This window comes from Desulfonatronovibrio magnus, from assembly GCF_000934755.1.
Taxonomy (GTDB): Bacteria; Desulfobacterota; Desulfovibrionia; order Desulfovibrionales; family Desulfonatronovibrionaceae; genus Desulfonatronovibrio; species Desulfonatronovibrio magnus.
This window is the reverse complement of the sequence record NZ_KN882175.1, coordinates 501648-528178: the sequence shown is the minus strand read 5'-3', so window position 1 is coordinate 528178 and position 26531 is coordinate 501648. Positions and strand designations below refer to the sequence as shown.

The 26531-nt window shown below is 45.5% G+C and carries 22 protein-coding genes and 1 tRNA gene; 15 read left to right on the top strand and 8 right to left on the bottom strand.

All coding sequences use genetic code 11. The annotated features are described in order from the left end of the window. Positions 1-29: 29 nt before the first annotated feature. The 3 genes from LZ23_RS14200 to LZ23_RS14190 all read right to left on the bottom strand — a co-directional run bounded on the left by LZ23_RS14200 (position 30) and on the right by LZ23_RS14190 (position 2661). Entirely contained in the window at positions 30-653 is a 624-nt protein-coding gene (locus tag LZ23_RS14200) for a class I SAM-dependent methyltransferase (protein WP_045215094.1), read from the bottom strand. Next, positions 629-1252 (bottom strand): HAD family hydrolase, encoded by a 624-nt coding sequence (locus LZ23_RS14195; RefSeq protein ID WP_045215092.1) that lies wholly within the window; start codon positions 1250-1252, stop codon positions 629-631. Before LZ23_RS14195 ends, LZ23_RS14200 begins: the two co-directional genes overlap by 25 nt. 215 nt (positions 1253-1467) lie before the next feature. Continuing rightward, positions 1468-2661, bottom strand: a complete 1194-nt coding sequence (locus LZ23_RS14190; protein ID WP_045215091.1) for an aminotransferase class I/II-fold pyridoxal phosphate-dependent enzyme — start codon at positions 2659-2661, stop codon at positions 1468-1470. 218 nt (positions 2662-2879) lie between these two features. Between LZ23_RS14190 and qrcA the strand changes: the two genes are divergently transcribed. From qrcA to LZ23_RS14165, 5 genes are all read left to right on the top strand, one after another. Continuing rightward, the gene (qrcA, locus tag LZ23_RS14185) at positions 2880-3422 is read left to right on the top strand and encodes a menaquinone reductase multiheme cytochrome c subunit QrcA (RefSeq protein WP_045215089.1); all 543 of its coding nucleotides are present in this window, start codon (positions 2880-2882) and stop codon (positions 3420-3422) included. A gap of 13 nt (positions 3423-3435) precedes the next feature. Further along, positions 3436-5493, top strand: a complete 2058-nt coding sequence (gene qrcB, locus LZ23_RS14180) for a menaquinone reductase molybdopterin-binding-like subunit QrcB (protein ID WP_045215088.1) — start codon at positions 3436-3438, stop codon at positions 5491-5493. A gap of 34 nt (positions 5494-5527) precedes the next feature. After that, positions 5528-6304: a menaquinone reductase iron-sulfur cluster-binding subunit QrcC gene (gene qrcC, locus LZ23_RS14175; RefSeq protein WP_045215086.1), complete on the top strand. Its 777-nt coding sequence runs from the start codon at positions 5528-5530 to the stop codon at positions 6302-6304. A 3-nt stretch (positions 6305-6307) separates the two neighbouring features. Continuing rightward, complete coding sequence (gene qrcD, locus LZ23_RS14170) at positions 6308-7537, top strand: menaquinone reductase integral membrane subunit QrcD (RefSeq protein WP_045215084.1); 1230 nt, start codon at positions 6308-6310, stop codon at positions 7535-7537. 249 nt (positions 7538-7786) lie between these two features. Continuing rightward, on the top strand, positions 7787-9175 hold the full coding sequence (locus tag LZ23_RS14165; RefSeq protein WP_045215083.1) for a UDP-glucose dehydrogenase family protein: 1389 nt from the start codon (positions 7787-7789) through the stop codon (positions 9173-9175). 12 nt (positions 9176-9187) lie between these two features. Here the strand turns inward: LZ23_RS14165 and LZ23_RS14160 are convergent. After that, positions 9188-9264: transfer RNA gene (locus LZ23_RS14160), tRNA-Pro, on the bottom strand. Positions 9265-9521: 257 nt separating this feature from the next. Between LZ23_RS14160 and LZ23_RS14155 the strand changes: the two genes are divergently transcribed. From LZ23_RS14155 to LZ23_RS14105, 10 genes are all read left to right on the top strand, one after another. Then, positions 9522-11027, top strand: coding sequence for an HD domain-containing phosphohydrolase (locus LZ23_RS14155; protein WP_045215082.1), 1506 nt, complete (start codon positions 9522-9524; stop codon positions 11025-11027). Positions 11028-11204: 177 nt separating this feature from the next. Then, entirely contained in the window at positions 11205-12284 is a 1080-nt protein-coding gene (locus tag LZ23_RS14150) for a protein-glutamate methylesterase/protein-glutamine glutaminase (protein WP_045215081.1), read from the top strand. Between the two features lie 235 nt (positions 12285-12519). Further along, positions 12520-14448, top strand: a complete 1929-nt coding sequence (locus tag LZ23_RS14145; protein WP_232300500.1) for a HEAT repeat domain-containing protein — start codon at positions 12520-12522, stop codon at positions 14446-14448. Positions 14449-14456: 8 nt separating this feature from the next. Next, positions 14457-15338 carry a CheR family methyltransferase gene (locus LZ23_RS14140; protein WP_045215080.1) on the top strand — a complete coding sequence of 294 codons (882 nt, stop codon included), beginning with the start codon at positions 14457-14459 and terminating at the stop codon, positions 15336-15338. Positions 15339-15341: 3 nt separating this feature from the next. Next, a complete protein-coding gene (locus LZ23_RS14135; RefSeq protein ID WP_045215078.1) occupies positions 15342-15737 on the top strand; it encodes a PilZ domain-containing protein in 396 nt (131 codons plus the stop codon). Positions 15738-15826: 89 nt separating this feature from the next. Then, the gene (locus LZ23_RS14130; RefSeq protein ID WP_045215076.1) at positions 15827-16612 is read left to right on the top strand and encodes a ParA family protein; all 786 of its coding nucleotides are present in this window, start codon (positions 15827-15829) and stop codon (positions 16610-16612) included. Beyond that, the gene (locus LZ23_RS14125; protein ID WP_052507400.1) at positions 16609-17340 is read left to right on the top strand and encodes a chemotaxis protein CheW; all 732 of its coding nucleotides are present in this window, start codon (positions 16609-16611) and stop codon (positions 17338-17340) included. Before LZ23_RS14130 ends, LZ23_RS14125 begins: the two co-directional genes overlap by 4 nt. A 264-nt stretch (positions 17341-17604) precedes the next feature. Then, complete coding sequence (locus LZ23_RS14120) at positions 17605-17973, top strand: response regulator (RefSeq protein WP_045215074.1); 369 nt, start codon at positions 17605-17607, stop codon at positions 17971-17973. A 321-nt stretch (positions 17974-18294) separates the two neighbouring features. After that, positions 18295-21174 (top strand): chemotaxis protein CheA, encoded by a 2880-nt coding sequence (locus LZ23_RS14110; RefSeq protein WP_045215070.1) that lies wholly within the window; start codon positions 18295-18297, stop codon positions 21172-21174. Further along, positions 21175-21705, top strand: a complete 531-nt coding sequence (locus LZ23_RS14105; protein ID WP_045215068.1) for a tetratricopeptide repeat protein — start codon at positions 21175-21177, stop codon at positions 21703-21705. It begins immediately after the preceding gene. A 189-nt stretch (positions 21706-21894) separates the two neighbouring features. Here LZ23_RS14105 and LZ23_RS14100 read toward each other — a convergent pair whose 3' ends face one another. From LZ23_RS14100 to ercA, 4 genes are all read right to left on the bottom strand, one after another. After that, entirely contained in the window at positions 21895-22395 is a 501-nt protein-coding gene (locus tag LZ23_RS14100; RefSeq protein WP_052507399.1) for a hypothetical protein, read from the bottom strand. 73 nt (positions 22396-22468) lie between these two features. Continuing rightward, positions 22469-22669, bottom strand: coding sequence for a heavy-metal-associated domain-containing protein (locus LZ23_RS14095; RefSeq protein WP_045215067.1), 201 nt, complete (start codon positions 22667-22669; stop codon positions 22469-22471). 203 nt (positions 22670-22872) lie between these two features. Beyond that, positions 22873-24873, bottom strand: a complete 2001-nt coding sequence (locus tag LZ23_RS22775; protein ID WP_052507398.1) for a PAS domain-containing hybrid sensor histidine kinase/response regulator — start codon at positions 24871-24873, stop codon at positions 22873-22875. Further along, positions 24842-26005, bottom strand: coding sequence for an alcohol dehydrogenase-like regulatory protein ErcA (gene ercA, locus LZ23_RS14085; RefSeq protein ID WP_045215065.1), 1164 nt, complete (start codon positions 26003-26005; stop codon positions 24842-24844). Before ercA ends, LZ23_RS22775 begins: the two co-directional genes overlap by 32 nt. Positions 26006-26531 lie beyond the last annotated feature (526 nt).

Genomic DNA, 26531 nt, shown 5'->3' with positions numbered 1-26531 from the left:
CTTGTTATTTGTTTACAGGCCGAACCGCATCAGGCGCACTTTAACACATAAAGCATAAGCCCTCCAAAAAAATATGGTTCAGCACGTACTATAATTAGATCATGGCGACTATCCAGCAGACCAGGCAGTCCCCTGTTTTTCATAAAGGAAATATAATTATGGTAGTGTCTGCGACCAGCCAGCCTTTCAGGTATGCATGAAATATGGTGCATTATCCAGGAGCTTAGACTGTCTGGCACATGATGCTCCAGAATGACCGTTATGCCACCCTGTTCAGTAACACGCCTTGCCTCGGTCAGCATGCTGTGCTGCGTTTTCTGATCATGCTCGTGGAGAACAAGGCTGATCAATGATGCCTGAAAGTAATTATCCTGGAACGCAGTACTTGTGAAGTCCTGAAGCTGATACTTTATCCCTTCAGGAGTGTTATTTGAGGCTTTGGAAAGCATGGATGCAGACCTGTCCACTCCATACACATCCAAGTTTGCGCGGTGAAGAAACGCGCACTGTTTTCCTGTGCCACATCCAAGGTCCACCACTTTTCCAACCCTGTACTCCTGCATTATATTGGAAATCCTGCGCCTGAGGGGATTGAGAAGAGGGTCGAGAATTAAATCGTAAACAGGCGCTATGCGCTGGTAATCGTCGGGCATAATTGGGATAAACGGACTGTAAAGCCTTGTCTGTCCTGATAATGGATAGTTTGAAGCCCTCGAGACTCAGCTCTTCTTGTATGGCCAGGGTGATCGTCTACAAACAGTATTTCTGCAGGAGATGCATTGAGCCAGGTAATAAGCTCGTCAAAGATGTCGGTTTCAATTTTGCTGAGACCTACATGAAAGCTGTTGTATACCCTGTCAAAATATTTGAAAAAGTCGTCCCTGACGTCCAGTTCATCTAACCAGTTAACCTGATCGCTGAGAATGGCTGTATTTATTTCAGCTTTTTTCAGCTCCTGGACAATGTCCAGCATCCAGGGCCTAATTTTGAATCTGGACAAAATTTGATTTCTCAGGTCATCATCGGTTCTTTGAATACCGGTTTGCTTTCTAAACTCTCTCCAAAAGGTTTCTTCCAGAACCTTGCCGGTTAAATAACCGGTGTCATGAATCAAATCCCTGGTGGATTCAAACAGGGTATCAGGGTCAAGATTTTCCTGTTCTGCAATAGCCTTTAGTCCGGCCACAAAACCTTCTTCAGCAAGTACTCCTCCATAATCAAAAACAGCCCATTTTATCTCAAATTGTCGCATACAAAGCTCCTGAAAAAAGTTTCAAAAATGGCAATTGTTTAGCGCCTGATCTTCTTATTCGATCTTGCTGAACTATTACCACTAAAGATGCATTAATGAACAGAAAATCAAAAACAGAACCAGCAACCACGAACGAAGAACAAAGAACAAAGAACCAGGAACCAGTAACTGTCAACAATCTCTTTTACTAATCAACCTCAAGGTTGTAAAGATGTTCATAATCGACATGCAGGCGGTAAAGACAGTTCGCTGGCAAGATGGTCAAAAGCCTGAAAAATGAGATCAAGATGTTCAGGCATGAGGTCTGCTCGCAGAGAAATGCGCAGGCGTGCTGTGTTTACAGGGACTGTAGGATGGCGAACAGCGCCGGTAAATATGCCTTTATCAATGAGTTTTTGTCTGGCTTTAAGCACTATATGACTGTCCTTAAGAATAACAGGAATAATCTGCGACTGACTGTAACCGGTGTCAAAACCCAGTTGTTTAAGGTGAGCCCTGAGCTGAGCAGCAATGTTTAAAAGTTTTGCGCTTTTATCCGGATTGCTGCTGACAAGTTTCAAAGCAGCCAGATTGGCTGCCATGACACCTGGAGGCAGGGCAGTGGAAAAAATAAAGGCTCGGCCTTTGTTAATGATCATATCAATTATATCTCTGCTTGAAGCAATATAGCCTCCATACGATCCTAATGCTTTGCTGAAGGTACCCATATGGACGTCTATAGAATCCGTGAGGCCAAGTTGATGAGCCAGGCCCCGGCCATGCCCGAAAATTCCTGTGGCATGAGCTTCATCTATTATACTGATAATATTATTTCCTGCGCATATTTCAGCAATGTCCTCAAGAGGGGCAAAGTCGCCATCCATACTGAAAACTGTATCTGTGATCAGGAATTTGTCAGGCCGGTCCTGGTGCTTTGTAATTAGATACTTGAGATGGTCCATGTCACTATGACGATACCTGAGGAGTCTGGCACCTGAGAGCAAGGCTCCATCAATGATGCTGGCATGGTTGAGCTTATCACATAAGATTACGGAATTCCTTCCTGCAAGACTGCTCAGTATACTGAGATTGGCCGAGTAGCCTGAGCCTGTAATTAGCGAAGCAGGTTTCTTCTTGAAAGCGCAAAGTTCTTTTTCAAGCTGGTCATAAAGTGCAAAATTTCCTGAAATGAGCCTTGAGGCTGAAGCTGAAGTACCATAAACAGATGTTGCATTAATGGCGGCTGTTTTGAGGGCATCGTGACTGGCCAGGCCAAGGTAGTTATTGGACGCAAGGTTAAGTAGTCTTTGATTCTCATGTTCAAGAAAGAGCTCGGATCCATGATCAAGTAAAGGAATGGTTCTGAACTGAGAAGTGTCCTTAAGCTCCTTCAAATGCCCTGAAATAAGGATATTAAAGTCTTGGATCATATAAAAATCAAAGGTTCTGGAGAGAGGTTGTAATTTTTCTTTTGTGAATTTTTTCTTTTGCTCTTGACACCTGTGGCAGGTCTTGCATAGTGTACGCAAAACAATTCGTCAATCAAATGGTCTCAGCATCTGCGCAAAGTCCTTTGGCTCGGCCGGGGGCTTTAATGATATTTCATTATATAATTTTTTAATTTTTTATGGATTGAACGGAGGAAAAAGTGGCGAAAAAGAAAAAAAGCTATTTGCTGCTCCCTTTTGTGGTGGGCTTTATCGGCGCCCTTGTTTTCGGATGGGGGCTTTTTCCCAAAATGCTGTTCAGTGAAAAGCAGCAGCCCTTTTGGTTCAGCCATATCTCTCATGTAGAAGTGGTGGGGATGGACTGCTATGACTGTCACTACTATTATGAGGATGGCTCTTTCTCGGGCATACCAACTACTGAAGAATGCTCAGCATGTCATATGGATGTCATGTTTGATGACCCTGACGAGATTATTTTTGTTGAGCAGTATGTGTGGGAGGAAAAGGAAGTTCCCTGGCTCATTTATCAAAAGCAGCCTGACAACGTTTATTTCTCGCATATTGCTCATGAAATGTATGATTGTCAGACCTGTCATCCGGCCGTGGAAACAGCTGAAGCCTGGCCAAAATACTATGAGAACAGGCTGACCAAGTACAGCAGGGACACAATGAAGATGTGGGAATGCGAGCGATGCCATGCTGAAACCGGTACAAGCAATGCTTGCTATGTTTGTCATAAATAAAAAGGGGTAAAAAATGGCACTTGACAGAAGAAGTTTTATTACCTTTGTAGTCGGCGGAGCTGCCGGGACACTTTTTACCCCGGTGCCCTGGAAAATCACAGACGATATATCCATCTGGACACAAAACTGGCCGTGGATTCCAAGTCTGGAGTATGGGGAAATATACAATGTCAAATCAACCTGTAAGCTGTGTGCTTCGGGATGTGGACTGGAAATTGTAACAGTAGCCGGACGCCCTGTAACAGCCAAAGGAGATCAGGATCATCCCATGAGTCAGGGTGGTATCTGCCCTCTTGGAGCATGTGCTGTACAGCTGCTTTACAGCCCCTCCAGGATACCAGGGCCCATGAAAAAAACAGGCCCGGACAGGTTTGAGTCCATTACATGGGAAGAAGCCAAATCAATCTTAGAGGAAAAGTTACGTGAGGTTCAAGGATCTGATCGGCTTGCAGTTGTAAGCGGAGATGAAAACGGAACAATAAATGAGTTGCTCTCGGGTTTTACCACTTTAATGGGCAGCCCGAACTTTTTTCAGATGCCTGGAGATTATCAGACAACCACCCATGCCTGGGACGGCTTGATGAACGGTAACGGTCAGGTTGGGTACGACATTGAAAATTCGGACTATGTCCTGATGCTGGGGGCTGACGCACTTTCTAACTGGGGTACACCTGTCCGCAACCAAAAAGCTTTCAGTGCAAGAAAGGGCAAGTTTGTATATGCTGGTCCTGTACAGACAGGGTCAGGTGCATCTGCAGACAAATGGGTGCCCATGAAGCCTGGCCAGCAAGAGGCTCTGGCTCTTGGCATAGCCTACTACCTCATTCAGGAAGGGGCAGGACGTGCTCTTGGAGCAGATTTGAGTCCGGTCAGAAGAAATATTGTCAACAACTATGATCCAGGCAAAGTCAGCGCATCAACTGGTGTTGCACCGGATAAGATTCGTGAACTGGCCATGGAATTAACAAGAGCTTCAAATCCTGTTGTCATTTCCGGCTCGGAAACCGGTAAGGGAAATGGCTCTCTGAGCCTGGCGGCAGGCTTACTTGTGAACCTGCTTCTTGATAATCTCAATAAACCTGGTGGTATGAAGACCCTGCCATTTGCTCCCAATGTGGTTGAAGCTGCTGTGAGCCCGGATCAGTCTGCCTTGAGAAGTCTGGTGGGATTCATGCAGGGGATAGAGTCAGGTCATAACGTTCCGGATGTCATGATGGTTTATGACGCCAATCCGGTATACGCGCTGCCAGGGGCTGAAAAAGCGGCTGAAGCCTTTGAGCAAATTCCATTCAAGGTCTGCTTCAATACCTTTATGGATGAAACGGCCAAAAAATGTGATCTGCTGTTGCCCAACCCTCATTTTCTTGAGAGATCAGACGATGCATATACTCCTTTTGGCAGCGGCAAGGTTGTCTACAGTGCAGCCAGGCCTGTCATTGATCCAATTTTCAACACCATGGAAACCGGGGATGTGATTCTTGCCATGGCCGGCAAGCTGGGACTGGATCTGGGCTACAATTCTTTAGAAAGAGTTATGCGGGCCAGAGCAGAAGCCATTGGAGCCAATTGGCGCAACATTCTGCGAGGGGATGTATATACAAGCGATAATCATGTGTACCAGGGTCTTCCGACTCTTCCACTTAGTCTTGGAGCAGCTCCTCCGGAGAATGGCAACGCACAGTATCCAGTGCAGCTGGCTCCTTTGAGCAAGTTACGCATAGGGAACGACAAGATAGCCATCCCGCCTTTCGCCACCGTTACCATAAAAGAAAGCGAACTTACCTCGGATGGTTTCCTGATACAAATCAACAGCGCTACAGCCTTTAAGCATAATTTGCGCCAGGGACAGGTGGTCACCCTGACCTCTGAGGCAGGTACCTGCAAGGCGCTGGTGAATATTGCAGAGACTGTAATGGACGATGTAGCAGCTATTCTTACCGGATTCGGTCATACTGCCTGGGATGAATTCAGCAGATGTAAAGGTGACAATGCCTATAAACTGCTTGTAGTCCAGGATGAGCAGGGAACTGGAGTCCCGGTATGGAACAGGACCAGAGTGAGCATTGCTTAATCGCTTCCTATGAAAAGACATTAAGAGGTAAAAAATGGCTATATACAAATTAAAAGAGTTTAAAATCAAATGGGGGATGGTCATAGACCTGGATAAGTGCACCGGCTGCGGAGCGTGCATGATTTCCTGCCAGGCTGAAAACAATATGGCTCCCATGCCGGACGCTACCGACAAGTTGTATTCCATGACCTGGATGCTGGTATATCGGCTTTCCAATGGAAAACCTTTTCCTGATCATGATATCGCCTATCTGCCAAGACCCTGTGTGCAGTGCGGTAACCCGAACTGCGTGCCTGTCTGTCCGGTAATTGCCACCACCAAGGATGAGGAAGGGGGCATAGTCAGTCAGATATCACCAAGATGTATAGGTTGTCGCTATTGCATGGCAGCCTGTCCTTACCGTGCCCGTTATTTTAACTGGCATGATCCGGTCTGGCCCCAGGGAATGGAAAAAACCCTGACTCCTTTTACTTCCACCAGGCCGAGAGGAGTAGTTGAAAAGTGTCATTACTGCCATCACCGGTTCAAGGCTGCCAAAGAAAAGGCCAGGTATGACGGCAGGGATCCCAATAAGCTGGATGAGGATGATTATACTACTGCCTGCGCCCAGAATTGTCCTACTGGCGCCATTACATTTGGTGACCTCATGAATCCTGAGCATAAAGTAGCCAAGCTTGCCAAAAGCCCCTATGCATTCAGGCTGTTGGAAAGGCTCGGCACCGACCCTCAGCTTTACTATATGAGCAAAAGGGAGTGGGTGCGCAGACAGGGCGATAACTACCTTGAACATGAACCCACCAAAGGAGTGTAAGCAATGATTGATAAAGAATGGCTTCCTGAAGGCGTCGAAAGATGCTCTTTTGGCAAATTTATGGTCTGGATTGGGTTTCTGGGAGTGTTCGTACTCCTCGGGGTTTATGCCTCATATGTAGTCTGGTCCACAGGACTGATAACAACCGGGCTTAATAACTATTTTGCATTTGGATTGTGGATCGTCTTTGATCTGGCAGTTATTGCTCTTGGGGCAGGGGCCTTTTTCTCGGGATTTCTAACCTATATCCTTAGAATCGATCAACTTAAAAACATAATTAATCTGGCAGTGATTGTTGGTTTTGTCTGCTATTCCGGGGCTATGATCATCCTGACTCTTGAAGTTGGACAGCCCCTGAGAGCCTGGTTTGGATACTGGCACCCCAATGTGCACTCCATGCTGACAGAGGTTATCTTTTGCATAACCTGTTATCTGATAGTGCTTATCATTGAATTTATTCCCATTATTCTTGAAAACCGCAAGCTTAATAAAATCAGATTTCTGCATCATCTGGCACACAACTTTCACGTGTACATGCCATTATTTGCTGGAATAGGAACCTTCCTGTCATTTTTTCACCAGGGATCCCTGGGTGGTATGTACGGAGTTCTGTTCAGCCAGCCATTTGCGTATCGTGAACATTTTTTCATCTGGCCATGGACATTCTTTTTGTTTATTGCTTCAGCCATTGCCTCAGGTCCTGCGTTCACCATGCTTGTGGCCACAATGATGGAAAAGATTACCGGACGCAAACTTGTAGACTTCAAGACCAAGGCGCTTCTCGGTAAAATAGCAGGTTCTCTGCTGTGTTTTTATCTCTTTTTCAAGATACTGGATACATGGTACTGGGCCACTGATACCTTGCCCAAAATGGGACTGACTTTCAGCCAGCTTTACAATGAAGTATACGGTACGTGGCTGCTGTGGTTTGAACTTGGGCTGTGCGGAGTAATTCCGGCAATCATGCTCATTGTTCCCAAGTTCCGCAATCAGCCAGGCCTGCTTTATCTCGGAGCATTTCTGGCGTGCGTCGGCGTAGTGGTTAACAGGTTTGTCTTTACTGTGCAGACCCTTGCTCATCCAGTCATGCCTTTTGATACCTGGACGGTTTATGTACCGGCCTGGACTGAGTGGATGACATGTATTGAAGTCACAGCATATTGTATTCTGATTATCAGCCTGTCCTACAGATATCTGCCTGTTTTCCCACAGGAGAGAAAGCTCAACAGCTGATAATTTTTTTACTTGCAAACATTTGAATACAGGGGGGTCGTCTCAAGAGGCGCCCCCCTTTTTTTTGGATTTGAGGGAGTTATAGCTGTTCTTTGGCAAAAGGTAATGGTCGGGACGAAAAAAAGTTTGTTGAAACTATCTTTGAAATAAAATAAAGCTATCCTGCAAAGGATTTAAAAACAGGACATATTATTGCAGTCTCTTTTATTTTGCGCAAAAGACTGTACAATATGATTAAAGGAGAATAATGTGGACGTTTGCATAGTTGGTACCGGATATGTAGGCTTGGTAAGCGCGGCCTGTTTCGCGGAGATGGGCAATAACGTTTATTGTGTGGACATCAATCCCAAGGTGATTGAAAGCCTGACTCAAGGCAAGGTACATATTTACGAGCCTGGGCTGGAAGAAATGGTGCAGAGAAACTTCAGCCAGGGAAGGCTGCACTTTACAACAGATATCAAGGAAGGTTTAGCCAACAGTCTGTTTGTATTCATCTGCGTTGGAACTCCTCCCGGGGATGATGGCAGGGCTGATTTGTCCTATGTTTATCAAGTGGCTCATGAAGTGGGTCGATATATGCAGGACTATAAAATTGTTGTGGACAAATCTACTGTCCCTGTTGGCACAGCAGACAGGGTGCGCAGTATAATCCGTGACGAGATATCAACACGCGGAGCAGAGCTTGAGTTTGATGTTGTTTCTAATCCCGAGTTTCTCAAGGAAGGTGACGCTGTATCAGACTTTATGAAGCCGGACAGGGTTATTGTAGGGACAGACAACATCAGAACTGCTGAGTTGCTCAAGGCCCTGTATTCTCCTTTTGCCAGAAGCAGAGACAAGTTGATAGTCATGTCTGTGCGCAGTGCTGAGATGACCAAATATGCAGCCAACTGCATGCTGGCTACCAAGATATCTTTTATTAATGAAATAGCCAATATTTGTGAAAAAGTCGGGGCTGATATTGGCGATGTACGGACTGGAATAGGTTCTGATCACCGCATTGGTTATCACTTTATATACCCGGGGGCAGGCTATGGAGGGTCATGTTTTCCCAAGGATGTCAAGGCGCTTATTGGTACAGCCTTAGACTATGGATATTCACCCGGGGTTCTGACTGCTGTGGAAGAACTCAATAAACAGCAGAAGCAGGTGATTGCCCGAAAAATTTTGAGTTATTTTGAGCCTCAAGGCGGCGTTAAAGATAAAACTCTGGCTTTGTGGGGCCTGGCCTTCAAGGCCAATACAGATGATATAAGAGAGGCTCCTGCTTTGGAAATCATCCGTCAACTAACTTCCAATGGTATGAGAATCAGGGCCTACGATCCAGAAGCAGGGGAAAATGCCGCACAGGAGCTTAAAGACAATGCTCTGGTTGAAATTGTCAATGATCAGTATGAACCTTTGTCAGGTGCAGATGCACTGGCTGTTGTCACAGAATGGAATCAGTTTAGAAATCCTGATTTCAAAAGAATCAAAGGGGAACTTACTTCTCCCATAATATTTGACGGCAGGAATCTCTACTCTCCAAGGATACTTGGAGAAATGGGGTTTGCTTACTTATGTGTGGGGCGTCCTGAGGTGGACACAAAAAGGGGTGAAGACCCTGGAGCCATAAAAATGCAGGCTGAATATTCCTGATACCGGAAGCATTGGTCGGGATGCGGGGATTCGAACCCCGGGCCTCAGCGTCCCGAACGCTGCGCTCTACCAAACTGAGCCACATCCCGACTTGATAAAAATAAATATATCGTATCTGATTAGCGCTTTGCTTGTGGCATGGCTTCCTGCCCGGAGGCATAAAGCCCGGAGGGGGGCTGGCTCTTCCGGAACCCACTTGTCCCAAAAATTGTTTTAAACACAAAATGATGCTCAAGTGGGTCCCGGAGTGCCTGTCCCCGCTTTCCATCGCTTTCCATAGAAGCGCAATAGATACTAATATATCTTACGATGAATTGAAAATCAACAGGAAGGTTTATGTAGCAAAATGGATATCAGCAATGAAACAGTAAAAATTCTCGTGGTGGACGATGAGGAAAGCCTGCGGGAAATCTGCAGAGACGCACTGAAGGATGAAGGTTATAATGTATTGCAGGCTGGAGACGGGCAGCAGGCCTTAGAGGTTGTTTCAGCCAATAAAGATGTTGATGTTATCATCTCAGACCTTCGGATGCCGGTGATGAATGGCTTGGAGCTGCTGGAGAAAATCAAGGAAAAGCAGCTTGATATTGATTTTTTGATCATGACCGGTTTCGCCACCATTGAAACTGCTGTAGAGTGCATGAAAAAGGGGGCAGCAGACTATCTGCCCAAACCATTTAATATAAATCACCTTCTGGTCAAGGTCAGCAAGGTGATCAGGGACAGAACCGCCAAGCTGGAGCGCAACAGGTTAAGCAACATAGTGCGTATGCTCAATCTGAGCAATGCTCTTAATGCCCAGCTTGATCTCAAATCCATATGTTATGAGTTTGTTTTGCAGGTTCAGCGTAATTTTTCTCCGGACAGTGCTGTTCTGTTCACCAGAGCTGATGGTAAAAGCAATTTGACCAAATCAGTGATCAGAGGCAGGCTTTTTCGTGAAGATCCTGAATTTTTTGCCAGGGTTCAGAGGCTGGCTCAGGAATCATTGAATGAATCCAAGTCATACTTGCTTGATAAGTATACTGCCCGTCAGCTACCCATGTTCGCAGACCAGGAATTTCCTTACTCCCTGATGGTGGTTCCTCTTTTTTCTCAGCAGAACCGGGTTGGTGCCGTGGTCCTCCTGAGAAAAGACAGCAGCCTCTTTTCCAATGATGACCTGCAGTTGCTTAGTGTTTTTGCTGCTCATGTGGCAACTGCCATTCAAAATGCCAAGATGTACACCCGCATGCGAGATCAGAACATTGATATAATCCGTTCTTATGCCAAGGCGGTTGAAGCCAAGGATTATTATACCAAGGGCCATTCTGAGAGGGTTGCAGTCTATGCTGTCAAACTTGGCAGTTATCTCAAACTTGACTCCAAAGAACTTGATGCCCTTTATACTGCAGGTGTGTTGCATGATATTGGCAAAATCGGCATTCCTGATCATATCCTTAACAAGCCGGACAAACTCAGTGACGAAGAATTTGAGGTAATGAAGTCCCATCCTGTCATTGCAAGGGACATACTTTCTCAAGTCTGGTCTCTGAAAGAGACTTTGCCGGTGGTGTTTCATCATCATGAACGCGTGGACGGCAAGGGTTATCCTGAAGGCATCTCCAATGGTCAGATTCCAGGCTTGGCCAAGATAATCAGTGTAGTGGATGCCTTTGAGGCCATGACTTCGGACCGTGCATACCGCAAGGCCCTGCCATGGGAAAAAGCCAGAGATATCCTGTTAAGTGGAAAAGGAAGCCAATGGGAAAGTGATTTGGTTGACAGCTGGGTGGATTTACTTAACCGCGATGGTTTTGAGAATATTCAGAAGGATATGCAGACAATGCCGCTAAGAACGAGTCAAAGATGAGCGGTTCCTGGCTTTTAGCTGGTAGGAGCTTACAGGTAAGTTACAGATAATTAGTGTACCTCGCGGGGGATGTCTCTATTTCCAAATATGGAACTGTTCTTCAAAGTGGAGGCGGCTTCCAGTCGCCTGTATTTAAATAGGCTGCAGGATGCAGGATCCATTTAAAGTCAAAATAATATGAATAAAGTCATTAAAGTCGTAGTTGTTGATGATTCAGCGTTTATGCGCAAAGCCATCAGCACTATGCTTAAAAAAGATCCTGAAATTGATGTAGTGGGTATGGCCCGCAATGGTCAGGAAGGGCTTGAACTGGTGCGCAAGCTTGATCCTGATGTTGTGACCATGGACATTGAGATGCCTGTCATGGACGGGCTGACTGCCCTTAAGCATATCATGATGGAGATGCCAAGGCCGGTGATCATGGTCAGCTCATTGACCACGGATGGTGCTGAAGCGACTCTTAAAGCCATGGAATACGGGGCTGTGGACTTTATTTCCAAGCAACTTTCCAAGGTCAGTCTGGATATTGTCAAAATTGAAAATGATTTGCAGGCCAAGGTTAAGGCCGTGGCCCGGAAAAAAGCCAGAACTGTCAGACTTGCGGCTATACAGCGCCCCAAAAGAGTGCCCAGAGTAGTCAGGGAAATACCGGACTCTGTTTCAGGAAAAGTTGTCCGTGATGTAGTTGTTATTGGTGTATCCACAGGTGGACCGCCTGCTGTGCAAAAAATCCTTGCTGAATTACCAGCCAGTTTTCCGGCTTCTATTCTTATTGCCCAGCACATGCCTGCTGCTTTTACAGGCCCTTTTGCCAGACGTCTCAATGATTCAACCGGACTTAATGTCAAAGAGGCGGAATCAGGAGATGTTCTAAAGCCGGGATGGGTATATATAGCCCCGGGTGGTCAGCATTTAAAGATCATCCAGAAAGTTTACCGCATTGAAGTGGGTGTTGGTCTTGAACCGGTGGATGCCCTTTACAAGCCATCAGCCAATGTTCTTTTCACTTCTGCTGCCCAGGGTGTAGGAAAGCGCGCGGTGGGTGTCATACTCACAGGTATGGGCAATGATGGACTGCTGGGCGCAAGAGACCTCAAGCTCAAGGGAGGGCTGGTTCTGGCCCAGAGCGAAGATACATGCGTTGTATACGGCATGCCCAAGGCAGTTGTGGATGATGGTCTGGCAGATCAGGTTGTTGAACTTGAGGCAATGGCAAATGCCATAAATTCGAGTCTTTATGTTGAAACAGACAGGTGAATAGGAAGGCTGAAGGTTGAAGGTTGAAGGCTGAAGGCTTAAGACGGAAGGCTGAAGGTTGAAGGTTGAAGACGGAAGACGGAAGACGGAAGGGTGAAGACGGAAGTTTGAAGACTGAAGGTTGAAGACGGAAGGCTTATGGATGAAGACGGAAGGTTTGAGGCTGAATGCTGGAGGCTGGGGGATGGCTGAATGTTGAAAATACCTGCGATATATCAAATCAAGGTGAGATAGTATGGACGAGATGAGCATTTCTGAGATCATGGTATTTCTAAAAAGTGGTGATCCGGAAAAACAAAGAGAAGGAGCTTTTGCGGCTCGGGATAAAGGCTTGATCGATGCTGCTCCGCAACTTGTCGAGCTTTTGAAAAGTGAGAGTCTCGGGGTCCAGGAAGCTGCCGACATGGCTTTGCGCAAGATTGGCAGAGAAGAATGCGTGCAGGCATTGATCCCGCTGCTTAGAAGTGATTTGCCCCAGGTTCGAAATCTGGCAATGGATATTCTTCGCCATATTGGTCACCAGGATCTGGACTCACTAATTGAGCTGCTTAATGATGAAGATGAGGATATGCGTATTTTCGCCTCGGATATTCTTGGATCGTCAGGATCATACCTTGCTGTCAGTCCTTTATGCAACGCTTTGCTGCAAGATAAAAACGTCAATGTCAGGTACCAGGCTGCAGTCAGTCTGGGAGAGTTGGGCAGGTCTGAAGCATCCTCATGCCTGAACAAGGCCTTTAAGGATGAAGAGTGGGTTCAATACGCTGTGGTGGAAGCGCTCGCCAAACTCAGAGATGAATCTTCAATTCAGGCTCTGATCAAAGCTCTTGCTGACAGTTCAGAACTGGTTACTTCCATGATTGTGGATGCTCTGGGAGAACTGGGCAATGTTAAAGCCGTACCCATGCTCCTGAAAAAAACCGAAACCTCACCGACAGCTTTACGCAACAAGATTGTCAAGTCCATCATAAAGGTTCTTGGCGGTAAGGCACTGGCTTTTTTAAGTGAAAAAGAAAGAGATAAACTCAATGACTATCTTTTGGTTGCTCTTGAGGATAATGATCCTGAAACTCAGGATGTAGCCATGGCCGGCCTTGGTTATGTGGGGGGTGAAAAGGCTTCAGCCAAAATTATTACTATTGCGGCAGAACTTGATTCAGACAGGGATTCTGAGAGGTTGGAAAGAGCAGAAAATGCGCTGGTTTCCATTGGTTACTCCCAGGCCCTGGCCGATGGGTTGACAGCGGAAGATGAATCCAAGGCATTTGTAGCGGTGCGGGCTCTGGGCAGGATAGGAGGAAAGGATGCCATTAACAGACTTACCCATGCTTTTGAGGTGCAAAGCCGTGATCTGCAAAGAGCCATTACTCGGGAAATTTACAATACCGGCGGTTCAGAGGCCAGAGATTTTTTTCTGCATATCCTGCGCACTCATGAAGACGGCGACGTATTGAAAAACAGCCTGAAATTTATCGGTTATAAGCTTAAAGATGATGAATGCATCAGCGAACTTATGTCTTTCCTGGATCATCCCTGGAATGATGTCAAGGAGACGGCGCTGGATTCAGTGCTGACCATCGGCGGAGAGGCTGTGGCTGCACAGTTTCGTCCCATGATAACCAGCGCTGACCCCATGAAAAGGCTGATGGCGGTTTATGCTGTAGGCAGACTCGGCGCAGGGAAAAACCTTGATATTTTGAAAAAGGCTTTGACAGATGATTCCCCGGATGTCCGAAAAATGGCTTTGGATGCCATGGCTACGGTGTGCCCGGATGATAAGGAAATCATTCCCGCAGCCATTAAGGTCATAAATGATGAAAACAGGGAAGTTCGCCTTGCTCTTGTGGAATTGCTGGGCAAATGTCCACACGAGGAAACAGTGGCCTACCTTCTCGAGTCTCTCGAGGATCAAGATGAATGGGTCAGGATCAGGGCTATTGAAGCCCTTGGCGACAAAAAATCCAGCAGGGTCACTTCAGAGATTATATCTCTATGGGACAACAGTTCCAAGTTGCAGAAAATTAAAATAATCGAAGCCTTGGGCACCATAGGCGGACAGGTATGTTTCAGGGCGCTGTTAGATATTCTTGACGATCCTGATACCGAGATTCAGGATGCTGCAGAGCGCGCACTTGATATTTTGCAGGAACAGGGTATGGAGTAAAATAATAGATGAGTGCTTCATTTTCCAAAAGCATAACTCTGAAAAAAGATTTCAAGATTCAGGATGATGAGTTTTTGCAGCTGCGTGATTTTATTTACAAACAAAGTGGAATTTATATTGGTGATAATCGCAAGTATCTTCTGGAAAACAGACTTGCCAACAGGCTTAAAGAGCACAATCTCAAGAGTTTCGGGGAATATTTCTACTTTCTTCGTTATGATGTTAACCGCAAGATTGAACTCAATAAACTTTTTGAGGTGATTACCACTAATGAAACCAGCTTTTTTCGCAATCCTCCACAGATCAAGGTCTTTCAGGATATAATTCTCAAGGAGCTGATACAGACCAAAAGAAGCAAGGCCCAGAAGTACATGCATATCTGGTCCGCTGGCTGCTCCACCGGAGAGGAGCCCTATACCATGTCCATAGTTTTGCATGAGCTTCTGGGATCGGAGCTTCCTTTGTGGCGGATTCGCATTACCGCCAATGATCTTTCACAATCAGTGCTTGCTGCAGCAAGAAGAGGGATTTACTCCCAATATGCCCTGCGGACAACACCGCCTGAGATTGTCAGGAAATATTTCAATGAAGAAAAGCCGGGCAGATTTGTTGTGCAGGACAGTGTCAAGCAGCTGGTGGATTTTGGTCAGATTAACCTGAGTGATCGCTTCCAGCTCAAGAAAGTACCCAGATCAGATATTGTTTTCTGTCGGAATGTAGTCATTTATTTTGATGATGAAATGAAGAAAAATGTTATAAATTCTTTTTACGATAATTTGCTTCCGGGAGGCTATCTATTTATCGGGCATTCTGAATCACTGCACAATATTTCCAGAGCTTTCAGACCGATTCATCATCCAGGAGCTCTTGTTTATCTGAAGGAGGGTTAGGTTATTAACAAGGATAATGACAGACGGGAATATGCCAGAATACCTAAGAAATTCAGGGTGGAGGTCCAGGACTTTATTTTTCCTCTGAAAGGGCAGAAAAAGACTGAAGTTGAATCTGCTGATATCAGTGTTGGCGGATTGAGAGTTATATGCAATCGGCGTTTTCAGGAAAATCAGCAGGTCCAGGTCAGGGTTTTCATAGCCAGCTTTAACAAGTATCATCCTGGCTTTTTTAAGGTTTTTGAAAGTGATCTCGGGCAATATCTGCAGGCTGTGGCAGAAGTGGCCTGGGTAAAGGAAAGAATTCCTCTTACCAGCTATGAAGTCGGGCTGCGTTTTGTAGATCTATACGAGGATGACTGGCAGGCCCTTAGAAAAATGATTTTAAACTATCGGTAACAGAGAAGGGTGTTCTGAGGGCTGGAGGTTTAAGGTTAAAAATGCGCTAAGCAGATACTCGAACTCATTATTCCCAAAGGGAGGCGGATTTGTCCGCTTATGTAATAGCTGTAGCCAATCAAAAGGGCGGTGTGGGTAAAACCACCACGGCATTGAGCCTTGGTGGATCTTTTGCTCGAATGGGCAGGAAAATTCTGGTCATGGACCTGGATCCGCATGCATGTGCGTCAATTCATATGGCCTTTTTTCCTGAAAAAACACAGCGGACTGCATTAGATATCTTTAAGAGTTATCCCAATTTTCCAGATCAGCAAAACAGTCCCATATATCCTACTCACTCTGAACCCAGATTCGACTTCACACCAAGCAGTATTCAGCTTTCAGAGCTGGATGCAGATCTGAAAGATGTTCCAGGAAAAGGGCTGATCCTGAAAAAATGGCTGGCGCAGACCAGAAGAGGCTATGAAGTTATCATTATTGACTGCCCTCCGCAAATGGGAGTAATTCTGGTCAACGCCCTCGTAGCTGCTGATGAGGTAATAATACCAACTCAGACTGACTTTCTGGCTCTACACGGTTTTAAATTGATTTTTGACACTATGCGATTGTTAAACAAAGCTCTGAAAAGTCCGATAAAGTATAGAGTGCTGCCAACAATGTTTGACCGCAGAGCAGGAGCATGTCGCAGGATACTCAATATTCTGCGCAAAAAAATGGGGCCAAGGCTTTTTGAAACAGTAATCAATACAGATACCAAGTTCAGGGAATCCAGTGCCAGGGGGAGGGTTATTCATGACTATGCCCCCAAATCGAGAGGCGCTCAGGAATACACAAGGCTGGCGAGAGAGATTGATAGAGGCATAAAAAAATTATGAAAACTCCTGAAGAATACTTTGTTGAACAGAATTTTGATGCTGACCATGCTGATAAAGGCACAAAATTATCTGATTCAGAACAGCTGTTTATCGATAAATATCTCAACGGTGATACTGCGGGTATAAAATCCGCACTTGCTGATGAGACCGAATCCGGGCACACTATTGTACTACATTCAGCAGATCAGGATCAGAAACAGTCTGAACCAGAGGTCCAGGTTAGAAACGATCAGGTAAAACATACCAGCAAGGATCAGGCGCCTGCCCTGGGAGATAAAGAGCGTCTCAAGGCCATGGATGATGTTCAACTGGTCAGTTTTTTCATGGGCAGACAAGAGTATGCTCTTCCTATAGAAACGGTCAATGAAGTTATTAAATTTATCCAGCCCACCAAGTTGCCTGCAGCTCCAGTTTATCTTGAAGGTGTCATCAATCTCAGACAAAAGGTTACCCCCATAGTCCGGCTGGCAGAGCTTCTTAATCCCGGTAAAGGCAAAGATGTTGAGAACAGATTTATTGTGGTCTGTAGAAAGGATAACTTTCAGGTTGGTCTGCTTGTGGAAAGAATAGCCACCATGTATCGTATGCCGAGAGAAGACATAGAATGGAGTGTTGAGTCTGCCCTGGCCATGAATTCAAGCTATGTGGCCGCATTGATAAAAAATCGAGAAAAGATTATTTCTATTCTGTCCATTGACGCTATAGTCGGACGTCTCTTGAATGAATAGAGACGCTTAAAAATATATGAGGTAACAGTTTAGCCATTTGCATGTGGCACGGCTTCCTGCCCGGAGGCATACAGCCCGGAGGGGGACTGGCTCTCCCAGCCCTTGTTTTATTAAGTCTGTGTTTTACATCAACAAAAAAAAAGGACTGGGGTGCCTGTCCCCTGCTTACTTAAAAATGGCTGAATTATTACGAATAAAAAACCGTGCGTCATACACATAGAGCTAAACTGCAACGTCACTTGAGACCTTTTTTTCGGAGGGGTCATGTCTAAGCATATTTTAGTGGTTGATGATTCCAAAACCGTGCGCAACCTGATAGCCTTTATTATAAAAAAAGAGGGATTTCAGGTGACTACAGCCGAGGATGGATTGGATGCCTTAGAGAAACTATACTCCATATCAGGTATAGATCTGATTATTTCAGACGTTAATATGCCGAGAATGGATGGCTTTACCTTTATCAAAAATCTTCGTGAACAAGAGATGTTCAGGGATACCCCGGTAGTAATCCTGTCTACAGAGGGCAGGGACAGCGATATTCAGCAGGGTCTCGGGCTGGGAGCCAATTTATATATGGTCAAACCAGCCCAGCCGGACAAGCTGGTTAAAAATGTCAAAATGTTACTGGGCTGACGCTCTGGGCCAGAAGTTTCCAGGCAGGTAGCATAGAACTCATATAATACCTGCATGTGCATTTCAGTAATCATTGAGTTTGTTTTTCGATCTTTCACTTATCCCGGGGGATATAATATTATTTTGCAACAGCCCTTTGCATGCAGCATGGCTTCCTGCCCGGAGGCATACAGCCCGGAGGGGGACTGGCTCTTCCGGGACCCACTTGCCTTCAAAATGACCCATTTAAATCACTGGTTGATGTTCAAGTGGCTCCCGGAGTGCCTGTCCCATGTTTTCCTTGAAATGATATTAGTTTATTAACAATCATCAGGCAGATATATGAATCAAGACTTTTACGATCCTGAAGTATACGCTGACTTTGTGGTAGAAGCACGAGAACATCTGGAGACCATTGAGCCCAAGCTGCTTGAGCTTGAAAAGAATCCGGACGATCTTTCCCTGTTGGATGATATTTTCAGGCCCATGCACTCTTTGAAAGGTGCTTCAGGTTTTCTTGGGCTCAAGCTTATGAACTCTCTGGCTCATAAGGGCGAAAATATTTTAGATGAGCTCAGGAGAGGTCGGATGAAAGTTACCTCCGGCATCATGGATCTTATACTGGAAGCTACAGATGCTCTCAGGGAAATGGTGGAAAATCTTGAAGCCCAGGGTAATGAAGGTGAGGTTGATACTGCACATATAATCAAGCATATTGAAGAACTGATGCAATCCGGTGGTGTGGATTCACCTGCATCAGAAAAGCCATCTTCAGATGAGGCTGAGCAGCAGTCAGACCAGACATCTAAGGCTGAGGCCGGGGATGCGGGACTGTTTAAAACCGAAGAAAGTTATGCCTTGACCATGGTCAGCCAGGATCATCTCAATGATTTTATTGAAGAGGTTCAGGAGATTCTGGCAGAAGTCACCTCCATGCTTATCACTTTGGAGAGTAACGAAGATTTTGACAGGGAAGTTATCAATGATCTGTTTCGCAGCTTTCACAACATAAAGGGCAACAGTGCCATTATCGGGTTTAAGGAAATAAACAGGCTTTCTCATGAGGCTGAATCCATCCTGAATAAAGTCAGGAATAATGAACTGGAAATATCTCACGAACTTATTGATGTTCTTTTGACTATTTCCGATACTTTGGAAACAGTTTTGAATAATGTTGACAGGGAAAGCTCTGAAGTCACCGGGTATGATATATCAGATGTTCTGGAAAAAGTTGACAAGGCTCTTCAAAATCAGCCTAAGTTTAAAAAAGAGGTGAATTCTGTACCTGATAAGCCGGAAGTCCAGTCTCAAAAACAGGATGACTCGCCTGCTGAGTCTGAAAAGTCAAACACTCAAAGCCAGGCAGACCATAAAGACAACGGATCTGAGTCTGTTGCAAGCGATCAGGAAAACTTTGATCCAGAGGATCTCCAGATTTTTGAACAGGCAGTGGCGCAGCAATTTGAAAACCTGAAGCTGGCGCTGGAAAAAATAAATTCTGGTGAGGCTGACAAGGAAATTATCGATGGTCTGTACAGATCTCTGGTGACCATCCAGAATTCCACGGGTTACATGGGTTTTGATGATTTAAAGACTTATGCAGCCAGGACTGCTGAATTAGTAGATCAGGGCCGCAAATCTGATCTGGATTTTGAGCTGATGGGTGACCTTCTCAAGCAGGAAACAAGTATCCTGCAGTCCATGGTGGATAATAAGCTGACAAGCATTGCAAGTTCTTCTGATTCTAAACCCGATCCAGGTCTTGAACCCGAACATGATTCAGAAACAACAGCTGAATCAGACCAGGCTTCCAATGGTCCGGGTTCAGTCGATACTGAACCTGAGAATGCGTCCCGGGAGGTTGAATCAAAGCAGACCGAGCCTGAAAAAGATTCTGATGTCGGAGTTCAAACAGGGCCTTCTCAAGCAGAAACCCAGGATAACCAGGCCTGCCCAAAGGAGCCGGACAAGAGCGCGCCTGCCTCCAAGTCTAATCAGCCTCCTTCCAAAAAGGACAGAACCAAGCCTACCATTGCCTCTACCATTAGAGTGGATCATTCACGGTTAGATGATCTCATGAACCTCATTGGTGAGCTTATTATCAATCGTAATCGCTTTGCCATGCTGTCCAAGTCTCTTGAAGAAGGCCATGATGTGCAGGAGATAGCCCAGCAGCTTACAGAAACCACCAATTCCATGGCCAGGATATCTGACGACCTCCAGGTAACCATAATGAACGTGCGCATGGTACCGGTGCAGACTGTATTTACCAAGTTTCCCCGACTGGTGCGCGATCTCAGCCGCAAAAGCAACAAAAAAGTGCAGCTTATTACTGAAGGTGAGGATACAGAGCTTGATAAAAGCGTTGTAGAACTTATTGGCGATCCTCTGGTGCACCTGATCCGCAATTCTCTTGATCATGGACTTGAGCAGGAAGATATGCGCGTCAAGGCCGGCAAAGACCCTTTAGGCACTGTGTGGCTTCGTGCAGCGCATCGTGGCAATTCAGTAGTGATTGAAGTGGAGGATGATGGCAGGGGTATAGATCCGGAAAAAATGAAGTCAAAGGCCTTGGAAAAGGGAATAATAACACAGGAAAAGGCCCAGTCCATGGAAGATCAGGAAGCCATTGATCTTATCTTTGCTCCTGGGTTTTCCACTGCAGAGAAGGTGACTGACATTTCCGGGCGTGGCGTTGGCATGGACGTGGTTAAAAATAATATAAAAAACCTCAAAGGAAGCGTGCTGGTTCACTCCACTCTGGGCAAGGGCTCAAAATTCTCCATAACCCTGCCTTTGACTCTGGCCATTATTGATGCGCTCATGGTTAAGATGGCTGGACAGACCTATGCCATCCCTTTAGATGCTGTTTCGGAAACCACCAAGATTGAAGCGGCAAAACTCAGTGAAATAAACAATCGTAAAGCAGTTACTTTGCGTGGTGAAGTCCTTGGTCTGGCTGAATTAAGCGAACTTCTTGAATTGCCGGTCAATAATGAAGACAGGGAAGTTTTGCCCGTAGTTATTATTGTTGTGGGGGATCGCAGACTTGGTCTTGTGGTTGATACTTTACTGGAAAGGCAGGAAGTCGTCATTAAGTCGCTTGGGGAGTATATGGGAGAGCAGCCTGGTATTTCCGGAGCCACCATCATGGGAGATGGAAGTGTAGTCCTTATTCTTGATCCCCATGAAATATATAAAATGGCAACCAGCAGATTTTAAATGCAAGCTAAAAAGTTAAATAAGTTTTCACGCAGAGATTTGTTTCGCGGTTTTATGCGTCATGTTCGCGGCCAGGATATGGAGGAGGAATCATCGGGCTTTGATCCGGATATTGTCCAGGCGGATAGATTATTGAGGGAAAAGGATTATGAGCTTGCAGCACAGAGCTATGAAGCATGTCTTTTAAAGGAGCCCTTGCATCAGGAGGCCCTGCGAAAACTGGGTTTTTGCAGGTTGCGCCTGGGAGATAGTCATGAGGCCAGAAAGGTATGGGAGAGGCTTTTAACTATTAAACCCGGTGATGATTACGCGGTGCTTTATACTGGACTCAGCCACGCCATAGACGGAGATATTCAGGCAGCTGCAGCAGCCTGGAGAAAATACTTTAATATCAAGACCCCTCATATTCAGCGAGAGATCAATCTGACTCTTGCTCTTGTTGAACGCGGTGATGATCTTGAACCCCAGGAAGTGGTCAGGTCAATAGAGCAAGCAATAGCAAGTCAGAAAGGCAACCTTCATAGCGCGTAAGGGAAAGGTTCTGCCTGGCCGTTACACCAGAATGCTTGTCGATGCTGCCAGGATGCTTGAGCCAGAGGTGCAGGAAATCACACTCCCCCCAACAGTTATTAATGAAATATGATGATCCAACTGAATTATGTAAATGCAAATTTAGTGTATGCTCCCATGGCGGACATGGGAGCTGGCATACAATACTGTTCAATTGGTGCTGTTGGAGGCTGGCTGGGTGGTATTTTGGATATTTTGCATGCTTAATGATACTTCCATCTTCTGTGCGTTTTCTGAACGTTTCCATTCGTCATACAGCTCATTCCATTTTGTAAAGCTCAAAAGATTTTTATCCAGCTGATCCTCATGCAGGTGAGCCCATGTATTGAAGAGTTGAATTTCGGCCTTAAATGGAGCCATATCCAATATCTTGGGTACATAGCCCATTTCATATTTTTTTCCGTCAAACTGTTTAAAAACATGATCCACAATGGCTTTCTGGCACTCTGCAGGACTTAGCTCTGTGTTGTTGAGCTGCTCAGCCAGTCCTGCAAGATGTTCGTACTCATCCTTCATTTTTTGCAGAACTTGATCTTCAATTTTGAGCATAATTTTTCCATCATTTTCCTGGATAAAGTAAAACCTCAGCCAAAGTTCGAATTTGAATACTTCTGAAATATCCTTGAGGGCTTCAAGGGTTTGATCCGACATTTATAATCTCCAGTTTTAAGGTTAGCAGTTTGTTTTTTTGAATCCTGCAGGAAAAATACTTTCAGATAGAGACTTATACTACCTTGTAACCCGCATCAGAAACAGCCTTTTTGACCTGTTCCATGTCCTGGTTGTCGGGCGCCTGGAAGGCAGCCTCTTTATTTTCCAGACTGACCTCAACGTCTGTAATGCCATCAATGGCCTTAAGTGCATCTGTGACCGCGCGTACGCAGTGCTGGCAACTCATTCCTTCAATTGTAATTTTGTGCATCATTGTTATCTCCTTTTGTTGTAATTTTTGTAACTGCATGGCTTGCCTGCAGTGCATCAAATAAATTGCAAAATTGAGGCGGCTTTAAGCCGTGTCATTCAATAGCCTGCAGGCTGCAGGCTCCAGTCTTGAAGGCCGATACCTGTAAGCTTGTGCCGGGGAGTGCGGGTCGAGCGGTTACAGGTAAATTCAAGAAAGATCTGTACTTATGGCTGTTTTACTGACTTGGCTGCGAGACACTGCCGGATTAAATGGTCAAGCTCTTCAATGCTGAAAGGTTTGATAATTCTTGCAGCAAAGCCAAATTTTGAATAATCAGCCATGGCTTCATCATGGGCGTATCCGCTGGTGACAATAATGGGTAGAGTCGGATGATTGCCAAGCAGTTTTTCACTCAGTTCTCTGCCTCCCATCCCGCCTGGAATTGTAAGATCAGTGACCAGTATGTCAATGGGTGCCCTGTTTGATAGATATTGTTCAAACTTGCGCATGGCCTGATGTCCATCCCTGGCTGTCACAACCTCGTATCCCATGGCCTCAAGATATTCAGACGTTACTTCAAGGATATCTGATTCATCGTCCATAATCATGACCCTGGCCTGGACTTTTTTTAGAGGGCAATAGCTGGCAGAGTCTTCAGGAAGACTGTCAGATGCTTCAATGAGAATGAAAAATTCAGCTCCTTCACCAGGAGTGGAGCTAACATGAATGTGGCCCTGATGTTTTCTGATTATGGAATAAGTTATAGCCAGTCCCAGACCGCTGCCTTTCTTCTTGGTGGTGAAATATGGATCAAAAATGCGAGTCAAATCCTCTGCTGTAATGCCTGGTCCGGTGTCTTTGAATTTAATGTATACATACTTACCGGAAGCCAGATTGAAGTCATTCTCTTTACCCAGAGCCATGTTGCCGGCAAAAATGTTCAGCAGACCTTTTTCCGGCATGGCCTGAGAGGCGTTTATGGTCAAGTTCTGTACGACCTGGGAGATTTGACCCTCATCAGCATAGATGGGCATTAGATCATCATCAATATGAAAGACCACTCTTGTGGATGAACCGCTTAGAGCAAACTTGACAGTCTCTTGAAGCACCTTGCGCAGATCAATGGTCTTTTTGACAGGTTCACCTCCCTTGGCAAAGGTAAGAAGCTGCATGGTCAGATCTTTTGCTCTGCTGGAAGCATTTTCAATGCGGTTCAGGCTTTCTTTCAGGGGTTTATTGTGTGCAGCGTGAATCTTGCTTAAGGATGTATTGGCCAAAATGACCGAAAGGATATTGTTAAAGTCATGGGCAAGACCGCCGGCAAGCAGGGCAATGGACTCCAGTTTCTGCTGTCTGGACATGTTGATTTCAATTTGCAGCTTCTGGGTGATATCTGTGAAAATGCTGAAAAGACCATTAAATCTTCCTCCAAAGGTGACAGGAATGCATAGAATGTCAACGTCAATGGTCTGACCGGAACTGGTTGTTCTGCGGGTCTGCATGTTCTGGGTTATGCCTTTATATGCTTGCTGCTTGATGCCGGTAACCTCTTCCGAGAGATGATCAGGGGTAATGAAGCTGTTTATGTCTGTACCCACAACTTCCTGAATAGTATAACCAAAAAGGGACACAAAGGCCTTGTTAACATCTGCTACGCAAAATAATTCATCCTCCATGACAATGGCTTTGGGGGAGTTGTCAAAGAGTTGCCTGAAAAAGGCCCTCTGGATTTCTATCTCCTGTCTGGCCTCTTCTTGAGCTGTCATGTTTCTCGCTATGAGCACGCCATAACCATTGGGCTTCAGTTTGACAATTTTGCAATTAATTTCCACAGGAATAAGTTTTCTGTTGCTTGTGATGAGCTGTACCCGGAATAATTTTGAGCAGATATATTCTTGCTGGAAAAAGTTAAGGATCTTGTCTGCTTCACTTTTATCCATGAATGTGGACAGGGGATTTTTTAGGATTTGCCCTGAATGCAGACCGAGAAGGGTTTCAGTGGCCTTGTTGGTATCAATAATAAGGCCGGAGTGTATATCAATGAGAATTATGAGATCATTTATATTGTCCAGAAGGTTACGAAAACGGGTAAGCTCATCTAATCTGGCCTTGAGTTCAGGGTAATAGCTTTTTTGCATGGACCTGGGTCCAAGTCCAATGAGCCTGTTTAAAGCGTCTTGACTTCCATTTAACTTAGATGGATTTGATGAATATTTTTTCGACATCAGTAGCGCTCATTTCCTTGGGATTTGTAAGCATGCATGGATCATTTACAGCGTTTTGCGCCAGTTGAGGGATGGCTTTTGGATCTAAGCCGAGCTGGCCAAAGGTTTTGGTCAGGCCTGCTTCAAAATGCAGGTCATACAGTTTTTTGCTTAAGCTGTCCCGGATGGCATCAGAGGAACGGCCCTGGGTTTCAAGCCCCAGAGCCTGTGCGATATCAGAATATTTATCCGGCACACTGTCGAAGTTATAGCGGACAACATGCGACAGCAACAATGCATTACACAATCCATGAGGAAAGTCCATCAAACCTCCCAGACTGTGGGCCATGGCATGCACCGCACCGAGAATGGCATTGGAAAAAGCCAGTCCAGCGTGCAGACTGGCCAGCATGAGCTTGTCCCGATAAAACATATCATCGGGGTTTTTAACAGCCTCAATGATATTTGCCCTGACCAGTCTGATGGTTTCTAAGGCGTGGGCATCGGTTATGGAAAAAGAAGCCTTGGAAACATAGGCCTCAACAGCGTGGGTCAGGGCATCCATGGCTGTGGCTGCAGTGAGTTCAGGATCCATGGTGAGGGTGGTTTCTGGATCGATAAGTGCCATGTCGGGCACAACAGCCTTGCTGACTATGGCAATTTTTATCTTGCGTATAGTGTCATTGATGATGGCAAATTGCGATACATCGGCTGAACTTCCTGCTGTTGTGGGAATACATACAAGAGGGGGAGATGGTAGCTCTACCTGATCTATTCCCTCGAAATCAAGGATGTGACGGTTATTGGAGGCTGCGATCCCTACCCCTTTGGCCAGGTCCATAGGACTTCCACCTCCTACGGCAACGATGGCTTCAGCTCCATGAGATCTGTAAAAATCCACACCCTGCATTACTTCAACATCCCTGGGATTTGGAGAAACCTGATCAAAATATGAATATTCTATGTTATGGGCGTCCAGGGTCTTGCAAATGTCCTTGACCAGACCTGTCTTTTCAACCCCTGGGTCAGAGATCACCATTACCCTTTCTACTCCGAGACGGGATATAATATTGCCGGTCAGGTGCCTTGCTCCTGGACCATAGATGAATTCAGGAGCAACAAATTTTCTGAGTGAGGTCTGGGTGCCTGGCATAAGCTTCTCCTGTAAAGGGCAAGATTGTTTTCTTGTAATAGTTTAGCCATTTGCATGTGGCACGGGGACTGGCTCTTCCGGGACCCACTTGTCTCAAAAGTGAGACGTTTAAATCATCGGTTGACCCTCAAGTGGAGCCCGGAGTGCCTGTCCCCTGCTTTCTTGAAAAAGGGCTAAACTATTACGTTTTCTTTTGTTTCGTTTTTCACAAAAGCACAAACATCAAGTCATATCAAGCCTAAATTTTCCAAAGTTTACAATTGGCACATCCACCAATCGTTCCCAGGCTCCAGCCTGGGGGCGTTTAGTTCTTGCGGCTCCAGCCGCTTCTTCAAAATGTGGCTGGAGCCACAAAAAAAAAGAGGTATCCCCAGGCTGGAGCCGGGAAACAAGAGAAAATATACTGAAATGTGTAAGTATATGGTTTTATTTCCAATAAGATTGTAGTTCTTTGCAAAAAGGAGTGGCATTTTTCGAGTGACGAAAAGGCTGAGGTGAAAGCAGCTCGCTAAACTGTTACAAAAAA